Raw genomic sequence first — 19,685 nt, 5'->3', positions numbered from 1 at the left:
TTTTCGCTCTTTTAAAAAAGAAAAAAAAGAAAGAAGCATTTTTACTTCTCTTCTTTGGCACTATTTTTCCTCTTTCTTGGTTTATTGGAAACTATCTTGAATTAGGAAGTATTTTGCCTTTAGCAGATATAAACATAAAATCAGGAGCCTTTGAAGACTATAATCTAATAAAAAAACTCCTAATTTACCCTTATATTTTTTTAAAAACTCTCACTCCTCTTGCAGGAATAATAGCTTTCATTGGATTTGCTCTTTCAGTCCTGAAAAAAAGAAATATTATGTTATCTCTTTTCATAATATCTCAAATTGCCTTTTTGACTCTTACAGTAATCAAAGGCACAAATGCCTTTCCTAAGCCGCGATACTGTCTTTTCAGTGGAATTCTTCTTATTCCTTTTATGATAAATCTCTTATATGAGATTGAAAAAAAGAAAGGATTTTATTTAAAAAATATAACAGCAGTTTCAATCATCATTTCTGTACTTGGTACTTATATATATTTTTATAAGAAGAACAATCCCCCTTTTTTCCCCAAATCCCCGGAATTCGTAGAAATTGCAAGCAAATGGATAAAAGAGAATACAAACGCGAAAGACAAAATATTCATTGATTCATTTGGATGGTGGAATTCGAATATTGCTGTAAAAGCAAAGATCAATCCATACAATCTTGGAAGAATTTATGCAGACCCCTTTCCCGGTATAATAACGGGTGATAAATACTTTTTGAAAAAGGAAAATGGATTGAAGAGATATCTCAATGAAGAAATGCCCAATTATATTCTTCTTCAACCTGGCGGCATTCTAGATGAATGGTCAGACAAATCATTCCTCAACACACTGCCACGAATGTCAAAAGAGAAATATTCGATCGTTTATAAAAACCCGGACCTGGTTATAATCAAAGTTGATAGAGATTAACTTTTAAATATTTAAAATTTTGCCTCTATGCCAAACAGATATTTTGCTACTGTTGATGGAATTCCCCCTGATTCATAATAGAGCTTGCTGAAAACATTCTCTATTGCAAAGGTAAATTTTAATTTTCCATTCATAAAGGGCTGAGACATTTTGTAATCAAAAACCCAATGTTCCGGCTGACGCCATATTCCGCCTGCATAGTTTCCTGAAAAAAAATCCGTAGTGCTCTTGTATCTTCCATTTATCACCATATTCAGACCAAACGGGAAGGTAAATGAAGAGGAAAACTTGAATATATGAGTTGGCATATAGGCAATTCTCATCTCATCTTGAAATTTTGGTCCAAGTGTTTTTCCTGCTACTTCCCAATCGTCTTGAGGCTGGCCTTGTCCAAAGTCAAAGGGATTATTGTTGCCAACAACTGCTCTTGTAAAGGTATAAGAAGTATTTATTGTCCAGTTTCTCATAGGCATAAAATCCATTGATATATCAAAACCCTGAAAAACAGCATCAGGTCCGTTTATAAATGTTCCTGCCCTTACATTGCCTGTATTTATACCTTTGGCCGCCAACTGTTCTGGTGAATTTGCCAATACCTTTTCTGCATACTCTTCAGGATTGCTATAGCCAAGAGCGCTCAAAGGCACCGGAATCTCAAGATCTGACATATCATCATAGAAATATGCTATATCTCCGCTGACATACTTAGTTGAAAACCTAAATCCCAATTCATATGTCCAGTTTACTTCAGGACCTATGAATGGATTTCCCCATAACCTTCCATTATTCTGACCTAATCCAAATTGTCTTGCAAAATCGAGGAATCTTCTTGCACGACCAACTGAAAAACGTAGAGTTGTGCCCGGTCTGAATTCATAATTGATGCCAAACCTCGGTGATAATTCATCATCGAAATCTTCTATGTACAGTGTTGATTGGTCCCATCTTGCGCCGACTGAAAGGGTAAATTTTTTGACTGAAAGAAGATTCTGGAAGAAGAGAGAATGGACATTCCTTTTTACGCTTGGGGTGTTGTAATTATTGAAGGGTGAGAAGCTCTTTACCCAACGATATTCCTGTCCAACTGTTAAAGTATCCCCATCAAAAACATCAAATTTATATGTGAGGTCATTGGCAAATGAAAAACTTCTATCTATTGTATAAACTGGAAGTTCCTGAAATGGTGTTGAGGGGTCTAGTCCGACGTATCCATCTTTCTTTCCCAATGCTTCCTGTTCCTTATTAAAATCCTGAAAATCAGTGATCGCTACAAAAATGGCGCCTCCTGTACTCTTTGTTAGTCCCATTCTAAAATTGTATGTAAGATTTGGTGTGATTTCCCATTTATCAGTAATTGTCAGGAAGTCTTTTCTATTAAATATCTTCAAAGTAAACTGCAAAAAAGTGTCATCTGGTCCCTGTATAGGTAGATTGCCAGGAGTAAAAGGAGTATAAAATTCAACAAGCGAATATTGGGGTGCAATTCTAAGAGTATTATTTTTGAAAAGATTTATACCTAAATTTAGTGCAACAGAATATCTTTCCCCTTTATCAATGTCAGATACATCCATCAATTCATTCAAACTTTTACCCAATTTAAAAGGTATCTCCTTGCGGTCGGGCAAGACTTTTGTCCCATCAGGCAGTCTTCCTTTGCCCGGGTTTTTTTCTGCAAAAAGGCGAAAAGCTGAACCAACTCTGTTTTTCTCTGCTGTGGTCATACCGCTTGAGTGGGAATAACCTCCTGATATGGAATAATCGAAATACTTATTTCCCCAACTGTGAACAAAACTGTAAGATTCAGTCAATTCTGTTTCAGCATGGCGTCGTGGCTGATATGTGCCATATTGAACAGAAACTTTTGTAAAGGGTTTTTTTTGCCCTTTTCTTGTTATAATGTTTATGACTCCTGCCGCCGCCTGTCCTCCATATTGAGCGGAAGAAGCGCCTTTCAAAACTTCTATCCTTTCAATATTCTCAGCAGGGATCTGATACATATTTGCATATCCCTGTGCAGGGTCATTTGCAGGCACACCATCTATCAGAAGCAGGATACCTGCAGACGCGTTGCTTGGCGGAGCAATTGTCCTTCCTCTTATCTTTATGATCTTTGAAAACTCAGAACCACCACTCTCGACTTGAACACCGGGCGTATTGATGATAAGGTCTGTTGCATTTGTTGTAGAGGTCAATTTCTCAATCTCCTGAGAACCTACTACCGCAACAGAGGCAGTTGTTTTTGATAAGGGTACAGTCAATCTTTCTCCTGTAACAACCATTTCTTCGCCTTTTATTGCTTCTGCCTCAACCATTTTCATATCCACTTTCGTCGTTTTGTCTTCCACTACGACAACATTGACAGCTTCAGTGGGATTATAACCAAGCAATTCAGCGCGAAGTTTATATTTGCCCGGTTCTATATCAATCTTATATTTTCCATTCTCATCAGTAAAAACGATAATATCGGTCCCTTCAACTGTTACAGTTACCCCAGGCAATACGAATCCATTTTCTTTGTCTGAAATCGTGCCTTCTATGACCCCATTTTGGGCATATGAAACTTTAACAATTAAGGAAAAAAAGATAGCTAACAAAGATATTGTAATTGAAGAGAAAAAAGATTTTGAAGGGGAGGGTTTGAAATTCATAGCTTTCTCCTGTTTATTTGAATTATAAACAGCTTATTGCTCTGACTTCAAAGTTCAACTCCGATACAATGCTCAGAGATTTTACTTTTGATAAAAATAGTAAAATTAAAAGGATTGATTAGTCAATATTTTTATTAATAGGAAATTTCTATAATATACTATCAATTAAAAAAGACCCAAATTACCTTTTTATGAAGCAATTCTCACTCCAAGCTCAAAGGCCCTTTTTAATTCATCTTCTCTTTCTGCAGCCATTCCCCGCTTAATATTTCCTGTGCTTAGAAGGTCTCCCACATATTTCATCATCAAATCTGTAAAATTGATCGCCAATACCTGTATTGCAAGCGCTCCTGAATATGCCATAGGATCACCCTGGCTTACGACTGATGCCACTTTCTTACCTTTTAAGAGGGAGTTGACTTCAGCAGAAACAATTTTGCCATTTTCATCAAATATCGGTTTCATTTTAAGAAGAGGAATCGAACGTGTCAAAAAATTGAGCATTGGTGCTGAAAGTGTCCTCATATGTACCGGTGTGCCAAAAATCAATGCATCAGCTTCTATCATCTCTCGATGTATCCCAATCATATCATCATCTTGAGAACACATTTTTCCACTCACTTTATCTGCTTGCCTCAAATGAAACCCGCATCCTGTACAGTAGTTTATTTTTTTATCAACAATATATATCTTTTCACTATCAACTTCTGTTACACTTGAAATCCCTTCTATTACTTTGTCAACAAGTATATCAGTATTTGATTTCTTTCTCGGACTGCCGACAATTGCAAGTACTTTCATAGAATTATCTCTCCCAATATATATCAACTACTAAGTTTATCGATTGCCCATTGGGCATGGGAACGAACAAGCTCATCCTCATCCTTTGCCGCTATTTCAAGTGCAGGCAAAGCAGATTTGTCATTTGCATTACCAAGAGCTACTGCAATATTTCTTCTCAAATACCGTCTTCCGCCTATGATTAACCCAAACATCTTGTCCCCATATTTCTTGTCATATTCTTCCTGTGAAATATTAAGAAGCGGAATTAAATAAGGATATATTTCTTCATCTGGCAATCTATCCTGTGTATTCAAAGTAATTTTCCTATTATATGGACAAATATCACTGCAAACAAGACAAGTGCCAATCCTGACGCCAATCTTGTCCCGCACCTCTAACGGTATTTCTCCTTTGAGATGGCATAAATAGTAGATAAGACATTTATCAACCTGTAAAGTATATTCATTTGTAAGAGCCCCTGTAGGACAAGCCTCTACGCATTTTCTGCAATTTCCACAATCTCTTTCCATCGGCTTATCCGGTTCAAGCGGCGCATCTGTAATGACAGTCGATATTGATGTCCATGTCCCAAGTTTTTCATTTAAAACAAGCGTATTTTTACCATAAAAACCGATACCCGCCTCAACGGCTTTAATTTTTTGAGGAAATCCCTGAAAGGGAGAATCTGAGTTATAACCTTCTGCATTAAGAAAGTCTTGAAGTTTCGACGCCTGCTCAATTGCTCTGTTTAATATCCTTTCATTCAAATAAAAATTTCCAATTGTCCCGCGCGGACCATCAGATTTGTTAGAATCGCTCATAAATTCAGGCCCAAAAAAAGAATTTCTTCCAAAAACAATGACAGATTGTGCATTATCTACAAAATCTTGGGGGTCATATATCCCTGATGCAGCAGACATCATAGGATTTGCCGACTTTAGAATATCTTGAGAAGCAAGTACGCGCTTTTTATGCTCCTCGCTGAATGGGTTAGCAGGAGCAATCCCCACGACTTCAGCTGCGCATTCTTCATACAAAAAATCCTTTACCTTTTGTGAATCGAGCATTCATATCCCTCCCCTAAAAAAAATGCCAAATTGTTTATTGATTAGGAATATGTATGGAGAATTTCAAGGATTTTTTGCGATATTTACCAAATTTACAGCTTAAAAGGAATGGCTGTAATTATTTCGAATAGAACACATAGTTCTCCTGCTTGAACTACTGAAAAATATTATCGCAGAGGATTGTGTAACTGAAAATTCCTATTCTCTTACATAGAGGTCAAGCTCAAAATCATCAAATGCCTGACCCATAATAGCTTTTCTTTCCTTTTCAAGGACCTCTATATGGGAAACTTCGTCTTCTATCAGTTTATCAAAGAGCTCCTTCAATTCAGGGTCGCTTCCAAAAGAGGCAAGAGTTTTCTCGAAATGGTTTTTTTCTCTGTGTTCATATCCCATTGCCACATCAATCAGGTGGGCTGAATAAGGCTCAATCACCATATTCTTAATACTTGAAAGGGAATCATCTTTTAGCTTACTAACATCAAGCTTTTTCTGAAGCTTCTTTTCAAAAAATTCTTTGAGCATCTTCATATGTCTTTCTTCATCCTTGACAACAACTTCAATATTAGAACGGGAATCACTTGTAATATCTCTTTTAAGGCATTGGCTGTATAATTCAATAACTCTTATTTCATTTTTCATTGCTATGATAAGTGCTTGTGCCAATTTTTTTTCGTCATCACCCATTTTGAAAGCTCCTTCCTTTCTAAAAAAATTATCTCCCTAAAGCTTGAAATTACTCACGAACATATAAATCAAGCTCAAATTCATCAAAGGGATGTCCCAAGAGTGCCTTTCTCTCCTTTTCGAGGACTTCAAGATGAGCCTCTTCATCCTTTACAAGATGAGAAAATAGCCCGCTAAGCTCTTTGTCATCACCATATTCTTCAAAGGCATTCTTATAATGCACTAATTCTCTTTCTTCATATCCTTTTGCCAAATCAAGAATATGCAGAGGAGATGAATCATTTGACAATTTACTGATAGCTTTTAAAGAATCATCGTTTAGTTTATCTCTGTCTATATGTTTCCCAAGTTTTTTTTCAAAGATGCTGTTGAGCATATCAAGATGCTTTCTTTCATCAGCAGTTATATCTTTAATGTTACTCCGAGATTCATCACTAATTTCTAATTTCACACTTTGAGAGTAAAGCTCGATTACCCTTATCTCATTTTTCATCCCCACAATAAGCGTTTTAGCAAGTTTTTCATTATCCATTATGCTCTCCTTCCATCAAAATTAATCACTGTATATTCGGCTTATACTCCAATAAATTCGTCCTGTCAATACAACTGCCCAAAAGAGCATATAGCATCTTTTCCCTTATATTATCTGTTAACAAATTCCTATTTTTGTGAGAAAAAATCAAATAGTATGGCAAAAATAAAAAAAATTTTTATAACAGGTGCAACAGGATTTGTAGGCAGAAGTATTGTCAGGGCAGGTAAGAAAGAGGGATACACCTTTGCATGTCTCGTAAGAAATCTTGATAGAGCGAAAAAAATTCTTACAAGCAACAGCTGCACTTTTATCAAGGGCGATATTACAAATATCGGAAGCCTTAAAAAGGTAATAGAAAAAAATGATGCCGTAATCAATCTCGTTGGAATTATTTCAGAAACAAAAAAATCAAGTTTTGATGAAATTCATTTCAAAGGCGCAAAAAACCTAATAGATGCCTCAAAAAGCTCGGGAATCAAGAAATTTATTCAGATGAGCGCTCTTGGTGCCAGAAAAGACGGCAAAACAGCTTATCATATTACAAAATGGAAAGCTGAAGATTATTTACAAAAAAGCGGATTAAACTATACTATTTTCAAGCCTTCTGTAATCTTTGGTAAAGATGACAAGTTCATCAATTTATTTATAAAACTTTTAAAGTTATCTCCAATTTTCCCCGCCTTAGGCAAAGGCACTCTTGAACCGGTCTGGGTAGAAGATGTTGCCAACTCTTTTATCAATGCATTGAATAACCCCAAATCGGACAGACAAATCATTGAACTTGGAAGTGGAAAAGTTTATACACATACAGAATTGTTAAAAACATTATGCCAAAAACTTCATATCAAAAGGTTAATATTTCCAATGCCTACACCCATTGCTAAAACAATGGCTCTTTTATCAGAAATGCTTTTACCATCGCCTTTACTGACGCGTGAGCAACTAATTATGCTTGATGAAAAAAATCAGGTTAGTAATAGAAATGCAGAAACAATATTTAATATATCCTATAAAACCCTTGAAGATTATTTAGAAGAGTTATAATATAACATTTGAGCCGTTTTCAGCCGTATTAAACTGCTGTCAGGGGGGAGAAAGATGAAGAGAGCAGTTTATGCCGCAATGTTTTGTGCCCTATTTTTAGCCCTTATTTGTCCGTTGAATGCTTCATCTCAAAATCAGCAATCTGTTCTAATGATTATTGCCCAGAATAATTTTCGCGATGAAGAGCTTTTCACACCAAAAGAGTTTTTTGAATCAAAAGGAGTAAAAGTAACAGTTGCCTGCAGTTCAAAAAGGCCTGCTATAGGAATGTTTGGAAGAACTGTAACACCGGATATAACAATCAACGAAATCGACATTAAAAAATACGATGCTTTAATTCTTGTAGGTGGAATTGGCGCAACCCAGTACTACAATGACAAAAGAGTACATAACCTTGCAAAAAGTGCATACAACTCAAAAAAGATTGTTGCTGCAATATGTCTTGCTCCTGTTACACTTGCAAATGCCGGATTGTTGCGAGGTAAAAAAGCTACAGTATTCAATACGGCAAGCAGGTTTATCATAAGAGGCGGCGCAAAATATGAAGAAAAATCCGTAGTTGTGGATGGAAGAATCATCACAGCCAATGGTCCTGCAGCAGCAGACGAATTTGCAAGGACCATTTATTCTGCATTAACTGGTAATAAATAACTTCCTTATTCTCCTATAATCTTTATAAGCAGGCGTTTCCTTCTTCTTCCGTCGAACTCTGCATAAAAAACTTGTTGCCAAGGTCCAAAATCAGCTTTTCCATCGGTTATTGGAATTATAACTTGGTTTCCTACAAGTATGCTTTTGAGATGCGCATCGCCATTAACCTCTCCTGTCCTATGGTGGCGATAATCTGGGCCTTCAGGCGCAAGTTTTTGAAGCCATTCCTCTATATCTTTCTTGATTCCAGATTCTTCATCATTGATAAATACGCCTGCTGTTATATGCATTGCTGATACAAGAGCCAACCCCTCTCTAACTTTGCTCTCCTCAATTGCCGATTCGACTTCTGATGTAATGTTAACGAGTTCCAATTTCTTTTCTGTATTGAAGGTTAAATATTTATTGAATGATTTCATTTCTCTCCTCCATCCTATCTTTATTTTTTGACATACTTAATCTTTCAAGAAGATACCTACCTGTATAAGACCGTCCACAGGTAATTATATCATCAAGATTACCTTCACACACTATTCTCCCCCCTTCGTCTCCTCCTTCCGGTCCCAAATCAATTATATAGTCTGATTGAAGTATAAAATCAGGATTATGTTCAATAGTCACTACAGAGTGCCCTTCTGCAATCATTTTTCTAAACACTTTCACCAAATTTTCAACATCTGCCATATGAAGTCCAGTTGTTGGCTCATCAAAAAGAAATAAATATTTCGCCGATTTTTTCTTTCCAGACAAAAGCCCTGCAAGTTTGAGTCTCTGTGATTCACCACCGCTTAGAGTTGATGTTTTTTGTCCAAGTCGAAGATATCCAAGGCCCATCTCTTCAAGAATAGCAAGCTTTTCTGTAATCTTTTCTTCATCAGAAAAAAAATCAATTGCTTCAAAAACAGTCATATTGAGAATATCAAAAATATTTTTTCCCTTATTTTTTATCGATAAAATTTTCTCTTTAAATCCTGTGCCATTACACTCTTCACAGATAATGTTAAGGTCCGCCAAGAACTGCATCTCAATCTTTTCAACTCCAAGGCCTAAACATTTTTCACACCTTCCATTTCCAGCATTGAAGGAAAAATCTACCTCCTTAATCCCCACCTTTTTTGCCTCTCTCGTCTTTGCCATTATTTTCCTTATTTCTCCGTAAGCCTTCACATAGGTAACAGGATTAGAGCGGGCAGATTTTCCCGGAGGAGATTGGTCAACCAAAATCACATCATCAATATTTTCTACCCCCTCTATTTTGGAAAGATTTTTTCTCTTTATTTCCAAGCCAGCTTTAGCTCTTTTTATTGCCGGATAAAATATCTCTTTGAGAAACGTCGATTTCCCAGAGCCGGAAACTCCTGTAATAGATACAAGCATATTTAGTGGAACTTTAAAATTCTCTCCTTTGATGTTATTTTTTCTTACATCATAAAGAGCAATAAATTTTGTTGGGAATGATTCTTTTTTTTTGACAGCCATAGTAGGCGGCATACCGAGATATTGGGCCGTCAGAGAACTGCGATCCTTTTTCAATTCTTCAAATGTCCCTTCAAAAACTACCTCTCCTCCTTTTTCGCCAGCACCCGGACCAAGGTCTATTATATGGTCTGCCATACTTATCACTGATTCATCATGCTCGACAATAACCAATGTATTGCCCCGCTTACTCAATGTGAAAAGCACTTTTTTTAGTTTATCAGTATCACGGGGATGCAGCCCTACTGTTGGCTCATCAAGGACATACAGCGTACCAGTCAAAAAGGCTCCCAAAGCCTTTGAAAGATTTATTCTCTGCATCTCTCCCCCGCTCAAAGTTCTTGCCTGCCTATCAAGAGTCAAATATCCGAGCCCTACATTGTAGAGATAATCGATTCGACTTCTGATTTCTTTCACTATCACCTGTGCAGGTTTGAACTTTTCTTCATCAAAATATGTGGAAGCAAAAAAATCTTTGAGTTCTTTAATAGGCATTTGCTGTATCTCATAGATGTTTTTATCTCTTATCTTCACAATAAGGGCATCACCCTTTAAGCGGCTTCCATTGCAGTGAGGACATATCTCATACATTCGATATTTAGCCAAAAAAACTCTTATATGCAGTTTATACCTTTTATCTTCAAGTAATTTAAAAAAACCTCTTATGCCCGGGAAATCCCCACTACCATCGAGAAGAATTCTTTTCCCATTTTCAGGAAGGTCATTGAAAGAAGACGAGAAGGAAATTCCATTTTTCAGAAAAGCCCGCCGTAAAAGAATATAAAAATCTTCATAAGCAGGCGAATTCCAAGGTGCTACAGCGCCTTCTTTTATAGGCTTATTTTTATCAGGGATAATTTTATCAATATCATAATCTATAATCCTCCCAAAACCATGACATTTCTCACAAGCGCCTGCAGGAGAATTGAACGAAAATTGGGAAGGTGTAAATTCATTAAATTCCTGTCCGCATTCAGGACAACTTAAATATAAATTGAAAATCTTCTTTTTTTTTTCTTTTGTAAGGATACCCCATTTTGAGCTTTTATGTTGAAAAGCTGATTCAATGCTTTCTGTTATCCTTGAAAGGAATTTATGCGATATTTCGAATCTATCAGAGACAACTTCTATCTCTTCGTTAATGCCAAAAGAATTCTTCTCAAGCTCATCGATTCTTTTCAACTGATTTCCTTTAAGGATTCTTGTAAATCCCTTTTTTTGGAGATTTTCAAGTATCTCTTCATCGTTGGCAAAGGAAATGGAAGACAAAGGAATAAAGGAAATAACCGTTTTCCCCCCATATTTTTCACAAAGATAATCGGCTAAACTTTGCGGCGAAAATTTTTGTGCTTCAACTCCACATCGAGGACAGAATATTGTGCCGCATTTGGCAAATAAAAGCTTCAAATAATCATTAATCTCACTAATACTGCCGACTGTTGACCGGGAATTTTTTACATTATTCTTCTGCTCAACTGCAATTGCCGGCTGTATTCCAATTATTTCATCAACATCAGGTTTTTGAACTCTTTCAATAAATTGGCGTGCATATGTAGAAAGGCAATCAACATACCTCCTTTGCCCTTCCGCATAAATCGTATCAAAGGCAAGTGAAGATTTTCCAGAACCTGAAATTCCCGTTATAATAGTAATCTTCTCTGCAGGGATTGTGCAGGAGATGTTTTTCAGGTTATTGACTCTTGCCCCTTTTATTTTCATCTCAGGAAATCTCCCGGCAAAAAGCTGTAATTATGGTATGACCAATTTAATTGATAATGAATTAGAGTCAAAAATCAATGGAAGAAATAAAAAAGGGGTGAGATAAATCTCACCCCATAAAATTAACTGAAAAGAGAAAATTATTATTTTCCAGCACGCATATTCTTGATTCTTTGAATCATATCCAAACCAACGCCGGTGAAAAGCCCTGTTGCGTCAGCATTTGGCACACCCGGCATCATTACAAATGTCTCAGTTAGAATAATTCTTGAAAACTTTTCAAATTGATACACGCGTGTCTCAACATTGATTGCATACCACTGCCTGTTTGGTCCTTCGTAATCATACATCCAAAAAAACATCTGTGTATTGGGCTTATCAAAAGCATAGCGATAATGAAAAACGCCTGTATCTATTTCAGGCTTACAGCGCATTGCAATTACAGCACCTTCATCATCTTCCTTGATAACCTTGATTTCATCGATAACACTGGAAGTTTCCTGCATTATTTTGAAATCCGTAATCGCTTTGAAACATTCCTCGGCAGTAGCTTCAACATCTGCAACGACCTGATAGGTATCTCCTCCTCTTGCATCAGGCGGAAATCTGAATACCTGCACGCCTTCCTTAGTCGGCACGGGATAGTTGTAGATATATTGTGCTTCAAGTGTCGGAACTGTTCTTGCCATAAATAAATCCTCCTTAAAATTAAAAAGTACGCAATTATTTGGTCAAGGTCTGCTGCTTATTACTTTAAAAAAAAAGGAAGGTCAACTAAAAAAATCGAGTAATCACTCAACACCAGTCAGTTTAACATTTTTACTCTTTCTATTCGCAAATGACTCTTTACAAAACCTTATCCTTCGTGTTATTTTACCGCCGTTTTTTGTTAATAAGAACATTATAATTCTGAGACAATTCTTTTCACAAATTTCTATACATTATGGAGGAATAGACTATGGAAAATGTTGTAATTGTAAGTGGTGTTAGAACTCCCTTTGGAAACTATGGCGGAATAATGAAGGATTTTACCCCGGCACAGTTAGGCGGAATGGTTTTAAAAGAGGTATTGAAGAGGATTGATTTAGATCCATCAAAAGTTGAAGAAGTCGCTTTTGGTGTAAATCTTCCCGGATCGGATAGGTCGATTGGAAGACAAGCAATGCTCAATGCAGGCATCCCTGACACAGTACCTGCTTATTCAATTGACCGCGCCTGCTGTTCAAGTATTGCCGCTATAGGACTTGAAGCTCAGAATATCAAACTTGGCGAAATATCCATAGCGGCAGTGGCAGGAGCTGAGAATATGAGCGGCGTCCCCTATTTTATCCATGAAGCAAGGTGGGGAAAAAGAATAGGCGATATCGTCCTTCAGGACCAGCTTGTTATCAAATGCCCTTATTCAGGTGTTCCTCGAGCAGTTCAGGCAGGAAAGGAAGCAGTGGAATTTGAAATTACGAGAGAAGAACAGGATAAATGGGCATTACGCAGCCATCAGTTATGGAAAAAAGCATTTGAAGAAGGAAAATTCAAAGATGAGATTATGCCAATTTCCATTCCTCAAAAAAAAGGTGATCCCATTATTATGGATAAAGATGAACCTCCTCGCCCTGATACAACACTCGAAAAATTGGCTAAACTCAAAACTGTCTATGATAGTCCCACTGTAACCCCGGGAAATGCTCCCGGCTTGAATACAGGTGGAAGCGCCGCAGTGTTGATGAGCGAATCAAAGGCAAAGGAGTTGGGAATTAAGCCCCTTGCAACAATCATTTCACATGTCAGAGGAGCAGGACATCCACAGAAAATCGGCTCAATTCCCGGCTACACCGCGCAAAAGGCACTTCAAAAAGCAGGGTTGACCATCGATGATATCGACCTAATAGAAATAAACGAGGCATTTGCCGCTATGCCTCTAATCTCAACAAAAATACTTGGGGACGGCGACCCAGCAAAAGTTGAAAAGATTAGAGAAAAAACAAATGTCAATGGTGGAGCAATAGCTATAGGCCATCCAACAGGCGCCACAGGTATAAGACTTGTTATTACTCTGGCATTTGAGCTCAACAGGCGCGGCGGAGGATATGGCCTTGCAACAATCTGCGGCGGCATCGGACAGGGTGAAGCTTGTATTATCAAAGTTTGACAATGAAACCTTTTCTCAAAAATTGGAAGGATGGCAAAAATGGATAAAAACAAATTGGAAGAAATCAAGAAAAGAAAGAAAGAATGGGAGGAAAAGGTTTTTGCCGAGCATATAAAACAATTTCCTGAAAGAGAAGGAACAGAAAAAACAAACTCAGGATTGCCAGTAGAACCACTCTATACACCTGTGGAAGCTGAAAAAGAAGGATTTGATTATCTGAAGGATTTGGGCTTCCCCGGTGAATATCCATATACAAGAGGGATTGCACCCGGAATGTTTCGCACACAACTGTGGACTATGGCGCAATACTCGGGATTCGGAACAGCGGAAGATACAAACAAGCGATACAAATATTTAATTTCCAAAGGACAAAAAGGCAATAGTGTTGCTTTCGACCTTCCGACACAGCTCGGCTACGATTCCGATCATCCTATGGCAAGAGGAGAGGTTGGTAAGGTTGGGGTAGCAGTTGACAGTTTGAGAGACTTTGAAATCCTCTTCGATGGAATTTCAATAGGGGAAATCAGGCAATCGATGACGATCAATGCAACTGCTCCTATCATTCTTGCAATGTTCATTGCAATAGCTGAAAAACAAGGGATTCCCACTACTGACCTTGAAGTCTTTATGCAAAATGACATTTTAAAGGAATATATAGCGCGGGGTGCATACATATTCCCTGTAAAACCATCATTGAAACTTGTTACAGATATCTATGAATACTGCTCGAAAAATATGCCTAAATCATCTCCGCAAAGAATTTGCGGTTACCATATCAGAGAAGCAGGCGCCAATGCCGTGCAGGAAATCGCTTTTACACTATCTAATGCAATCAGTTATCTAAATGCGGCAAAGGAAAGAGGGCTCAATGTTGATGATTTTGCACATGGTTTGTTGATATTCCTTTCAGGTGATAGTGAATTTTTCGAAGAAATTGCAAAGTTTAGAACCTGCCGAAGGATGTGGGCACGAATGATGAAGGAAAGATTTGGCGCAAAAGATCCACGCTCGATGCAAATCAGATTTTTTGGTTACAGCGCCGGTTCAACAATGACGGCTCAACAGCCGCTTAACAATATAATCCGCGTCTCACTCGAAGCTTTAGCTATGATTCTTGGTGGTGGCAATATTATTTTTCTTTCCTCTTATGATGAATCACTTGCTCTTCCCTCTGAAGAATCTGTAACTATCGCCCTTCGCACCCAACAAATAATAGCTGAAGAATCTGGAATCGCAAAGACTGTAGACCCCATCGGCGGGTCCTATTATGTTGAATCCCTTTGCAATAGATTGGAAAAGGAAGCCAATGAATACATAAAAAAGATAGATGAAATGGGCGGTTCGATAGCTGCAATCGAAAAGGGATATATTCAGGAAGAAATTGCAAAAGAGGCTTACAAAACGCAGAAGAAGATTGAAACAGGGGAAAAGGTTGTTGTCGGTGTTAATAAATATAAAGATACAAAAGAAGTAAAAAGAGAAATTCTAAAGGTTGACCCTGAAGTCGAAAGACGCCAAATCGAGCGTCTAAATCAGGTAAGGAAAGAGAGAAACAATGATAATGTGAAACAGATTCTCAACCGTCTAAGAGATGTTGCTGTCTCAAAGGATAATATAATGCCTTTTATGATTGAAGCGGTAAAAAATTATGTGACTATTGGAGAAATTTGTGATGTTTTAAGGGATGTTTATGGGAAATATGAAAGTAAGATTTATCTGTAAAAATATTATAATGACGGGAGGATAATAGTATGAGTGGGAATGGAAAAGTTAAACCCCTTGAAGGGATTCGTGTGCTTGGAGTTGAAAATCAAGTTGCTGGACCATACTGCACAATGATGCTTGCGGCGCAAGGCGCAGAGGTAATAAAGATAGAAGCTCCCGGCAGAGGAGATTCAGCACGAGAAATGGGACCAATTATAAAGAATGACAAAGGTGATAAATTCAGCGGTTATTTTCTACGCTTCAATAGAAACAAGAAAGGCATCACCCTTGACATAAACAGTGACAAGGGAAAAGAAATCTTTAAAGAGCTCGTAAAGAAAAGTGATGTCGTAGTAGAAAATTTTAGACCCGGCTTTATGGACAAAAACGGCATCGGCTATAAGGTACTGAAAGAAATAAACCCTCGCCTTATATATGCCGCCATAAGCGGTTTCGGACAGATGGAAGGCTATGAGGGACCTTATCAAAAACGCACTGCCTTTGATATGGTTGTGCAGGCAATGGGAGGTCTTATGCACAATGTTGGAGAAGCCGATGGTCCGCCAAACTGGCTCGGTATTGCCTTAGGAGATTTATATTCTGGCGTAATGGCTGCTTATGGAATTCTTCTTGCCATTATTACAAGAGAAAAAACTGGGGAAGGTCAATTTATAGACAGTTCTATGTATGACAATATTATCTCTTTAAATGAAAGGGCTTTGACAGTTTATTCACTGACAGGCAAAGTTATTGGACGGGGGCAGGAATCTCTTGTCTATCCTATTGGTCCTTTCAAAGTCAAGGATGGCTATATTGCAATGATTATTCCCATCGAGTCGATCTGGGCACGACTTTGTGAAACAATTGGAAGACCTGAATTGGCAAATGATGAAAGGTTCAATTCAGGTCCGAAAAGAGCACAAAACAAAGATCAGCTTCAGCCCATACTCGATGAATGGCTAAAAGATAAAACGAAAAAGGAAGCTGAAGAACTGCTTCTGGCAGGCAGAGTTCCGGTGGGAATTGTTCAGGATGCAAAAGACATTTTCGAATGTCCTCACGCCAATGCAAGAAAGATGTTTCCTGAAATTGAACAACCACCCATAGGGAAGGTAAAGGTAGTTGACCTGCCTCTCAAGATGTCTGGTGTTGAGAAGGTTCAGGCAGGTCCGGCGCCATTGCTTGGACAGCATACAGATGAAGTTCTTACAAATGTACTTAATTTGAGTAGTGATGAAATAGCAAAATTGAGAGAAGAAAAAGTTATTTAATGTCAAATTATTTTTAGGAGGGTTTCTATGTTAAAGGTTAAAGATGTTCATCGAATTGGTGTAATTGTAAGGGACCTCGACAAGGCAGTTGACTTCTTTACAAATGTTTTAGGCGCAAGAAAAGGTATCACATACAGGAAAGATGAAACAGAAAACTACCAATTGGTTTACGATGAAATACCACCAGAAGGATTAAAGTCCTGTTATGTGACTATTGGAAAGGATTTTCAGATTGAATTGATGGCACCTACCGATGAAAACGGGAATATTGCGAAATTATTAGAAAAAAGGGGTGAAGGAATAGCCACATTGTGCTTTCAGGTAGAAGATGTAAATGAAGCCATTGAATTTCTTGAATCAAAGGGAATAAGAATTGTAGGGAAAGAGCGGTTGGATTGGAAAACCAAAATTGGTGATCAAGAAATTCACACACCTTATGTTTTCATACATCCAAAGGACTGCTTCGGTATAATGGTTGAAATTGGATTGCGTTAAAAATCAGCAAAAAATCATTGAGGCAGGCCGTAACGCCTGCCTTTTTTATTTTTACAACCTTATATCTTCATTTAATGCGCTTATAATTTCATTACTATTTCTATATCTGATTAAACAATAAATTATTCCCTTGCAAAGGGATTTATCTTTTTTAAAATCAGTTAGCAAAAAAGGAGAATTTTGAATGGCAGACAATAAAGAGAAAAAAAGGGTTGAAAAGATCATCGAGATTCTTGATAAAACATATCCTCAGGCAAAATGCGCTCTTAACCACAAAAACCCTTATCAGCTTCTTGTAGCAACAATTCTTTCTGCGCAATGCACTGACAAGCGAGTCAATATGGTAACAAAAGATTTATTCAAAAAATATCCCACTATAAAAGATATTGCCGAAGCAAACCAAAAAGAGTTCGAGGAAGATATTCGCACAACAGGATTTTTCAGAAACAAGGCGAAAAACATCATTGCCGCATCAAAGATGATTATTGAAAAATTTAACGGTAAAGTCCCAAAAACAATGGATGAACTTCTTACTCTTCCCGGAGTTGCGCGAAAAACAGCAAATATCGTTCTTAATTCCGGTTATGGAATAACTGTGGGAATTGCGGTAGATACCCATGTAAAACGGCTTTCACAGCGTTTAGGACTGACAAAGGAAACAAATCCCGACAAGATTGAAAAAGACCTGATGAATATAATACCAAAAGAGAAATGGGGAGATTTAAATCATCAGCTAATCGAACACGGACGACAAATCTGTTTTGCAAGGAATCCCAAATGTGAAAACTGCACACTATCAACAGTATGTCCTTCGGCTGGAAAATGTTAATGGTTTTTAGCTGCAATGACTCTCGACGAATATAAAAAGAAAAGAAACTTCAAGAAAACCTCAGAACCGATAGGTGAGGAAGTGAAAGCTTCAAGTGGAAAGCTAAAATATGCCATTCAGGAGCATCACGCCTCGCATCTCCATTACGACCTTCGCCTTGAATATGACGGAGTCCTTCTTTCGTGGGCAATTCCCAAAAAACCGGAAAAGGAGGGCAAAGCAAAACGCCTCGCCGTGCAGACTGAAGACCATCCTTTAGGCTATGAAACCTTTGAAGGCGAAATCCCCAAAGGCGAATATGGCGCAGGGACAGTAAAGATATGGGATTCGGGATTCTGGACTCCACTTGAGATGAGCGAAGACAAGATAATCGCCGAAATCAGCGGGGAAAAACTTTCAGGTGTGTGGTGTCTTATCAGATTGAAGAAGGATAAATTCGGCAAGAGTGGAGAAAGTAAGAAGAATTGGCTGTTCTTCAAAAAGCAAAATTAAAATCAAGATTACTCTCACTGGCATCTTTCAAAAGATATTTTTTTGCTATCCCCATAGCGAGTCCTTATTTGTAGATTCCAGATATTTTTTTCATTTTCATAAACTTTTGTAACTTTTATTTTAATTTTTCTCTCACTCCAGAATAACACATTATATAGAAATCCTCTTTCTCTAAGATAATATCCTCCTCCTGTTCTCCCAAAATTTTTACCTATTATTGTTATCTTACTCCCGTTCTTAATGCATTGACGGGATACTTTTTTTATCACCGGCTTCAAATCCATATAAGTAAAACTTTCACCCTCCGACTGGTTGCCACTTGAATTTTCTACAATAATCTTAACATCTCCGGCAGTAACACCCCAAGGCAGGCGAAACTTTATTTTATCGTTGCGCCATAAAAGAATCTCTTCCGAAGCGGTTGCTATACCATTATTATCAACTATCAACACTCTGCCTCTTTCATTCTCAAAACCTATTCCTTTTATAATAATTTTATCTTTGTAAGCACCTGTATTTTTGCTCAATGATTCGATTTTTGGTATAGCAGACCATACAAAGGGTAGATTATTTGAATCTCTAACCTGAACAGGATGCCAAGCCTCATAAATGTCGTCATATAATTCTCCTGTGCCAAGCTGCCCAGTTTCATTGGATCCGCACATCCACACTGTGCCATTAGCTTTTAAAAAACCTGTATTCGCCCACGATGCATCAAAAGAAATAATACCTCTAATCGGTTCTCCTAATTTTGAGCTCATTTGCACAGGATCTTTTGATGCATATTTATCATTAGTTCCATTGCCCATTTGACCACGATTATTTTTTCCCCAACCCCATATACTGCCATTTTTACTTAAAACATATGTTGCAGCACCTCCTGCAATAATCGATGATATCTTCAACCCCGGAATCTTCGATACTACAGATGCAGGAACGGGATTTAACTTGTCCTTTGATTTCCTATTTCCAAGACCTCCTCTCCACCCATCACCCCATGCCCATATCGTGCCATCCCTCTTTAAAGCAACCGTATGATATGAGCCGGCTGAAATCGCTGACACTCCTGTAAAAGGATTCATTAATTCATCCAATACCTGAACAGCATAATACTTATCTATCGTAGTCCCGTCTCCAAGCTGTCCATCACCATTTGCGCCCCACGCCCAAACTGTTCCATCTTCCTTCAATGCAACATTAAAACTACCACCTATATAA

Annotated in this window: 18 protein-coding genes; 9 read left to right on the top strand and 9 right to left on the bottom strand. The window is 37.8% G+C overall.

Annotated elements, in window-relative coordinates:
- Positions 1 to 920: hypothetical protein (locus tag D6734_01400; GenBank protein ID RMF97783.1), on the top strand; the 920-nt coding region annotated here is incomplete at its 5' end.
- A gap of 11 nt (positions 921 to 931) precedes the next feature.
- Here D6734_01400 and D6734_01395 read toward each other — a convergent pair.
- The 5 genes from D6734_01395 to D6734_01375 form a co-directional block, all read right to left on the bottom strand.
- Positions 932 to 3,568: a TonB-dependent receptor gene (locus D6734_01395; GenBank protein RMF97782.1), complete on the bottom strand. Its 2,637-nt coding sequence runs from the start codon at positions 3,566 to 3,568 to the stop codon at positions 932 to 934.
- A gap of 189 nt (positions 3,569 to 3,757) precedes the next feature.
- Entirely contained in the window at positions 3,758 to 4,369 is a 612-nt protein-coding gene (locus tag D6734_01390; GenBank protein ID RMF97781.1) for a flavodoxin family protein, read from the bottom strand.
- 23 nt (positions 4,370 to 4,392) lie between these two features.
- Positions 4,393 to 5,418 (bottom strand): hypothetical protein, encoded by a 1,026-nt coding sequence (locus D6734_01385; GenBank protein ID RMF97780.1) that lies wholly within the window; start codon positions 5,416 to 5,418, stop codon positions 4,393 to 4,395.
- Positions 5,419 to 5,616: 198 nt separating this feature from the next.
- A complete protein-coding gene (locus tag D6734_01380) occupies positions 5,617 to 6,105 on the bottom strand; it encodes a hypothetical protein (GenBank protein ID RMF97779.1) in 489 nt (162 codons plus the stop codon).
- Positions 6,106 to 6,154: 49 nt separating this feature from the next.
- Complete coding sequence (locus D6734_01375; GenBank protein ID RMF97778.1) at positions 6,155 to 6,637, bottom strand: hypothetical protein; 483 nt, start codon at positions 6,635 to 6,637, stop codon at positions 6,155 to 6,157.
- 156 nt (positions 6,638 to 6,793) lie between these two features.
- Between D6734_01375 and D6734_01370 the strand changes: the two genes are divergently transcribed.
- A complete protein-coding gene (locus tag D6734_01370; protein RMF97777.1) occupies positions 6,794 to 7,684 on the top strand; it encodes a complex I NDUFA9 subunit family protein in 891 nt (296 codons plus the stop codon).
- Positions 7,685 to 7,762: 78 nt separating this feature from the next.
- The gene (locus tag D6734_01365; protein ID RMF97785.1) at positions 7,763 to 8,335 is read left to right on the top strand and encodes a DJ-1/PfpI family protein; all 573 of its coding nucleotides are present in this window, start codon (positions 7,763 to 7,765) and stop codon (positions 8,333 to 8,335) included.
- Between the two features lie 5 nt (positions 8,336 to 8,340).
- Here the strand turns inward: D6734_01365 and D6734_01360 are convergent, their stop codons facing one another.
- The 3 genes from D6734_01360 to D6734_01350 form a co-directional block, all read right to left on the bottom strand.
- Complete coding sequence (locus D6734_01360) at positions 8,341 to 8,754, bottom strand: YjbQ family protein (GenBank protein RMF97776.1); 414 nt, start codon at positions 8,752 to 8,754, stop codon at positions 8,341 to 8,343.
- Positions 8,738 to 11,530: an excinuclease ABC subunit A gene (uvrA, locus tag D6734_01355; GenBank protein RMF97775.1), complete on the bottom strand. Its 2,793-nt coding sequence runs from the start codon at positions 11,528 to 11,530 to the stop codon at positions 8,738 to 8,740. The genes D6734_01360 and uvrA overlap by 17 nt, the downstream gene beginning before the upstream one ends.
- A gap of 143 nt (positions 11,531 to 11,673) precedes the next feature.
- Positions 11,674 to 12,219, bottom strand: a complete 546-nt coding sequence (locus D6734_01350; protein RMF97774.1) for a hypothetical protein — start codon at positions 12,217 to 12,219, stop codon at positions 11,674 to 11,676.
- 269 nt (positions 12,220 to 12,488) lie between these two features.
- Here D6734_01350 and D6734_01345 point away from each other — a divergent pair, with 269 nt between their 5' ends.
- From D6734_01345 to D6734_01320, 6 genes are all read left to right on the top strand, one after another.
- A complete protein-coding gene (locus D6734_01345) occupies positions 12,489 to 13,676 on the top strand; it encodes a thiolase family protein (protein ID RMF97773.1) in 1,188 nt (395 codons plus the stop codon).
- Between the two features lie 39 nt (positions 13,677 to 13,715).
- Positions 13,716 to 15,398: a methylmalonyl-CoA mutase gene (locus tag D6734_01340; protein ID RMF97784.1), complete on the top strand. Its 1,683-nt coding sequence runs from the start codon at positions 13,716 to 13,718 to the stop codon at positions 15,396 to 15,398.
- A 29-nt stretch (positions 15,399 to 15,427) separates the two neighbouring features.
- Positions 15,428 to 16,651 (top strand): CoA transferase, encoded by a 1,224-nt coding sequence (locus D6734_01335; protein ID RMF97772.1) that lies wholly within the window; start codon positions 15,428 to 15,430, stop codon positions 16,649 to 16,651.
- Positions 16,652 to 16,678: 27 nt separating this feature from the next.
- On the top strand, positions 16,679 to 17,146 hold the full coding sequence (locus D6734_01330) for a hypothetical protein (GenBank protein ID RMF97771.1): 468 nt from the start codon (positions 16,679 to 16,681) through the stop codon (positions 17,144 to 17,146).
- A gap of 184 nt (positions 17,147 to 17,330) precedes the next feature.
- Positions 17,331 to 17,975 (top strand): endonuclease III, encoded by a 645-nt coding sequence (nth, locus tag D6734_01325; GenBank protein RMF97770.1) that lies wholly within the window; start codon positions 17,331 to 17,333, stop codon positions 17,973 to 17,975.
- Positions 17,976 to 17,990: 15 nt separating this feature from the next.
- Entirely contained in the window at positions 17,991 to 18,467 is a 477-nt protein-coding gene (locus D6734_01320; protein RMF97769.1) for a 3'-phosphoesterase, read from the top strand.
- Between the two features lie 14 nt (positions 18,468 to 18,481).
- Here D6734_01320 and D6734_01315 read toward each other — a convergent pair.
- On the bottom strand, positions 18,482 to 19,685 hold a 1,204-nt coding region (locus D6734_01315), incomplete at its 5' end, for a hypothetical protein (GenBank protein RMF97768.1).

The organism is Candidatus Schekmanbacteria bacterium, from assembly GCA_003695725.1.
In the GTDB taxonomy this organism is placed as follows: Bacteria; Schekmanbacteria; GWA2-38-11; order GWA2-38-11; family J061; genus J061.
The sequence above is the reverse complement of the archived record's forward strand: the minus strand, read 5'-3'. Positions and strand labels throughout refer to the sequence as shown.

Excerpts from the sequence above, each read along its gene's own strand:
- D6734_01395 (RMF97782.1), bottom strand. The coding sequence starts at position 3,568 with ATGAATTTCAAACCCTCCCCTTCAAAATCTTTTTTCTCTTCAATTACA.
- D6734_01390 (RMF97781.1), bottom strand. The coding sequence starts at position 4,369 with ATGAAAGTACTTGCAATTGTCGGCAGTCCGAGAAAGAAATCAAATACT.
- D6734_01385 (RMF97780.1), bottom strand. The coding sequence starts at position 5,418 with ATGCTCGATTCACAAAAGGTAAAGGATTTTTTGTATGAAGAATGCGCA.
- D6734_01380 (RMF97779.1), bottom strand. The coding sequence starts at position 6,105 with ATGGGTGATGACGAAAAAAAATTGGCACAAGCACTTATCATAGCAATG.
- D6734_01375 (RMF97778.1), bottom strand. The coding sequence starts at position 6,637 with ATGGATAATGAAAAACTTGCTAAAACGCTTATTGTGGGGATGAAAAAT.
- D6734_01370 (RMF97777.1), top strand. The coding sequence starts at position 6,794 with ATGGCAAAAATAAAAAAAATTTTTATAACAGGTGCAACAGGATTTGTA.
- D6734_01365 (RMF97785.1), top strand. The coding sequence starts at position 7,763 with ATGTTTTGTGCCCTATTTTTAGCCCTTATTTGTCCGTTGAATGCTTCA.
- D6734_01360 (RMF97776.1), bottom strand. The coding sequence starts at position 8,754 with ATGAAATCATTCAATAAATATTTAACCTTCAATACAGAAAAGAAATTG.
- uvrA (RMF97775.1), bottom strand. The coding sequence starts at position 11,530 with ATGAAAATAAAAGGGGCAAGAGTCAATAACCTGAAAAACATCTCCTGC.
- D6734_01350 (RMF97774.1), bottom strand. The coding sequence starts at position 12,219 with ATGGCAAGAACAGTTCCGACACTTGAAGCACAATATATCTACAACTAT.
- D6734_01345 (RMF97773.1), top strand. The coding sequence starts at position 12,489 with ATGGAAAATGTTGTAATTGTAAGTGGTGTTAGAACTCCCTTTGGAAAC.
- D6734_01340 (RMF97784.1), top strand. The coding sequence starts at position 13,716 with ATGGATAAAAACAAATTGGAAGAAATCAAGAAAAGAAAGAAAGAATGG.
- D6734_01335 (RMF97772.1), top strand. The coding sequence starts at position 15,428 with ATGAGTGGGAATGGAAAAGTTAAACCCCTTGAAGGGATTCGTGTGCTT.
- D6734_01330 (RMF97771.1), top strand. The coding sequence starts at position 16,679 with ATGTTAAAGGTTAAAGATGTTCATCGAATTGGTGTAATTGTAAGGGAC.
- nth (RMF97770.1), top strand. The coding sequence starts at position 17,331 with ATGGCAGACAATAAAGAGAAAAAAAGGGTTGAAAAGATCATCGAGATT.
- D6734_01320 (RMF97769.1), top strand. The coding sequence starts at position 17,991 with ATGACTCTCGACGAATATAAAAAGAAAAGAAACTTCAAGAAAACCTCA.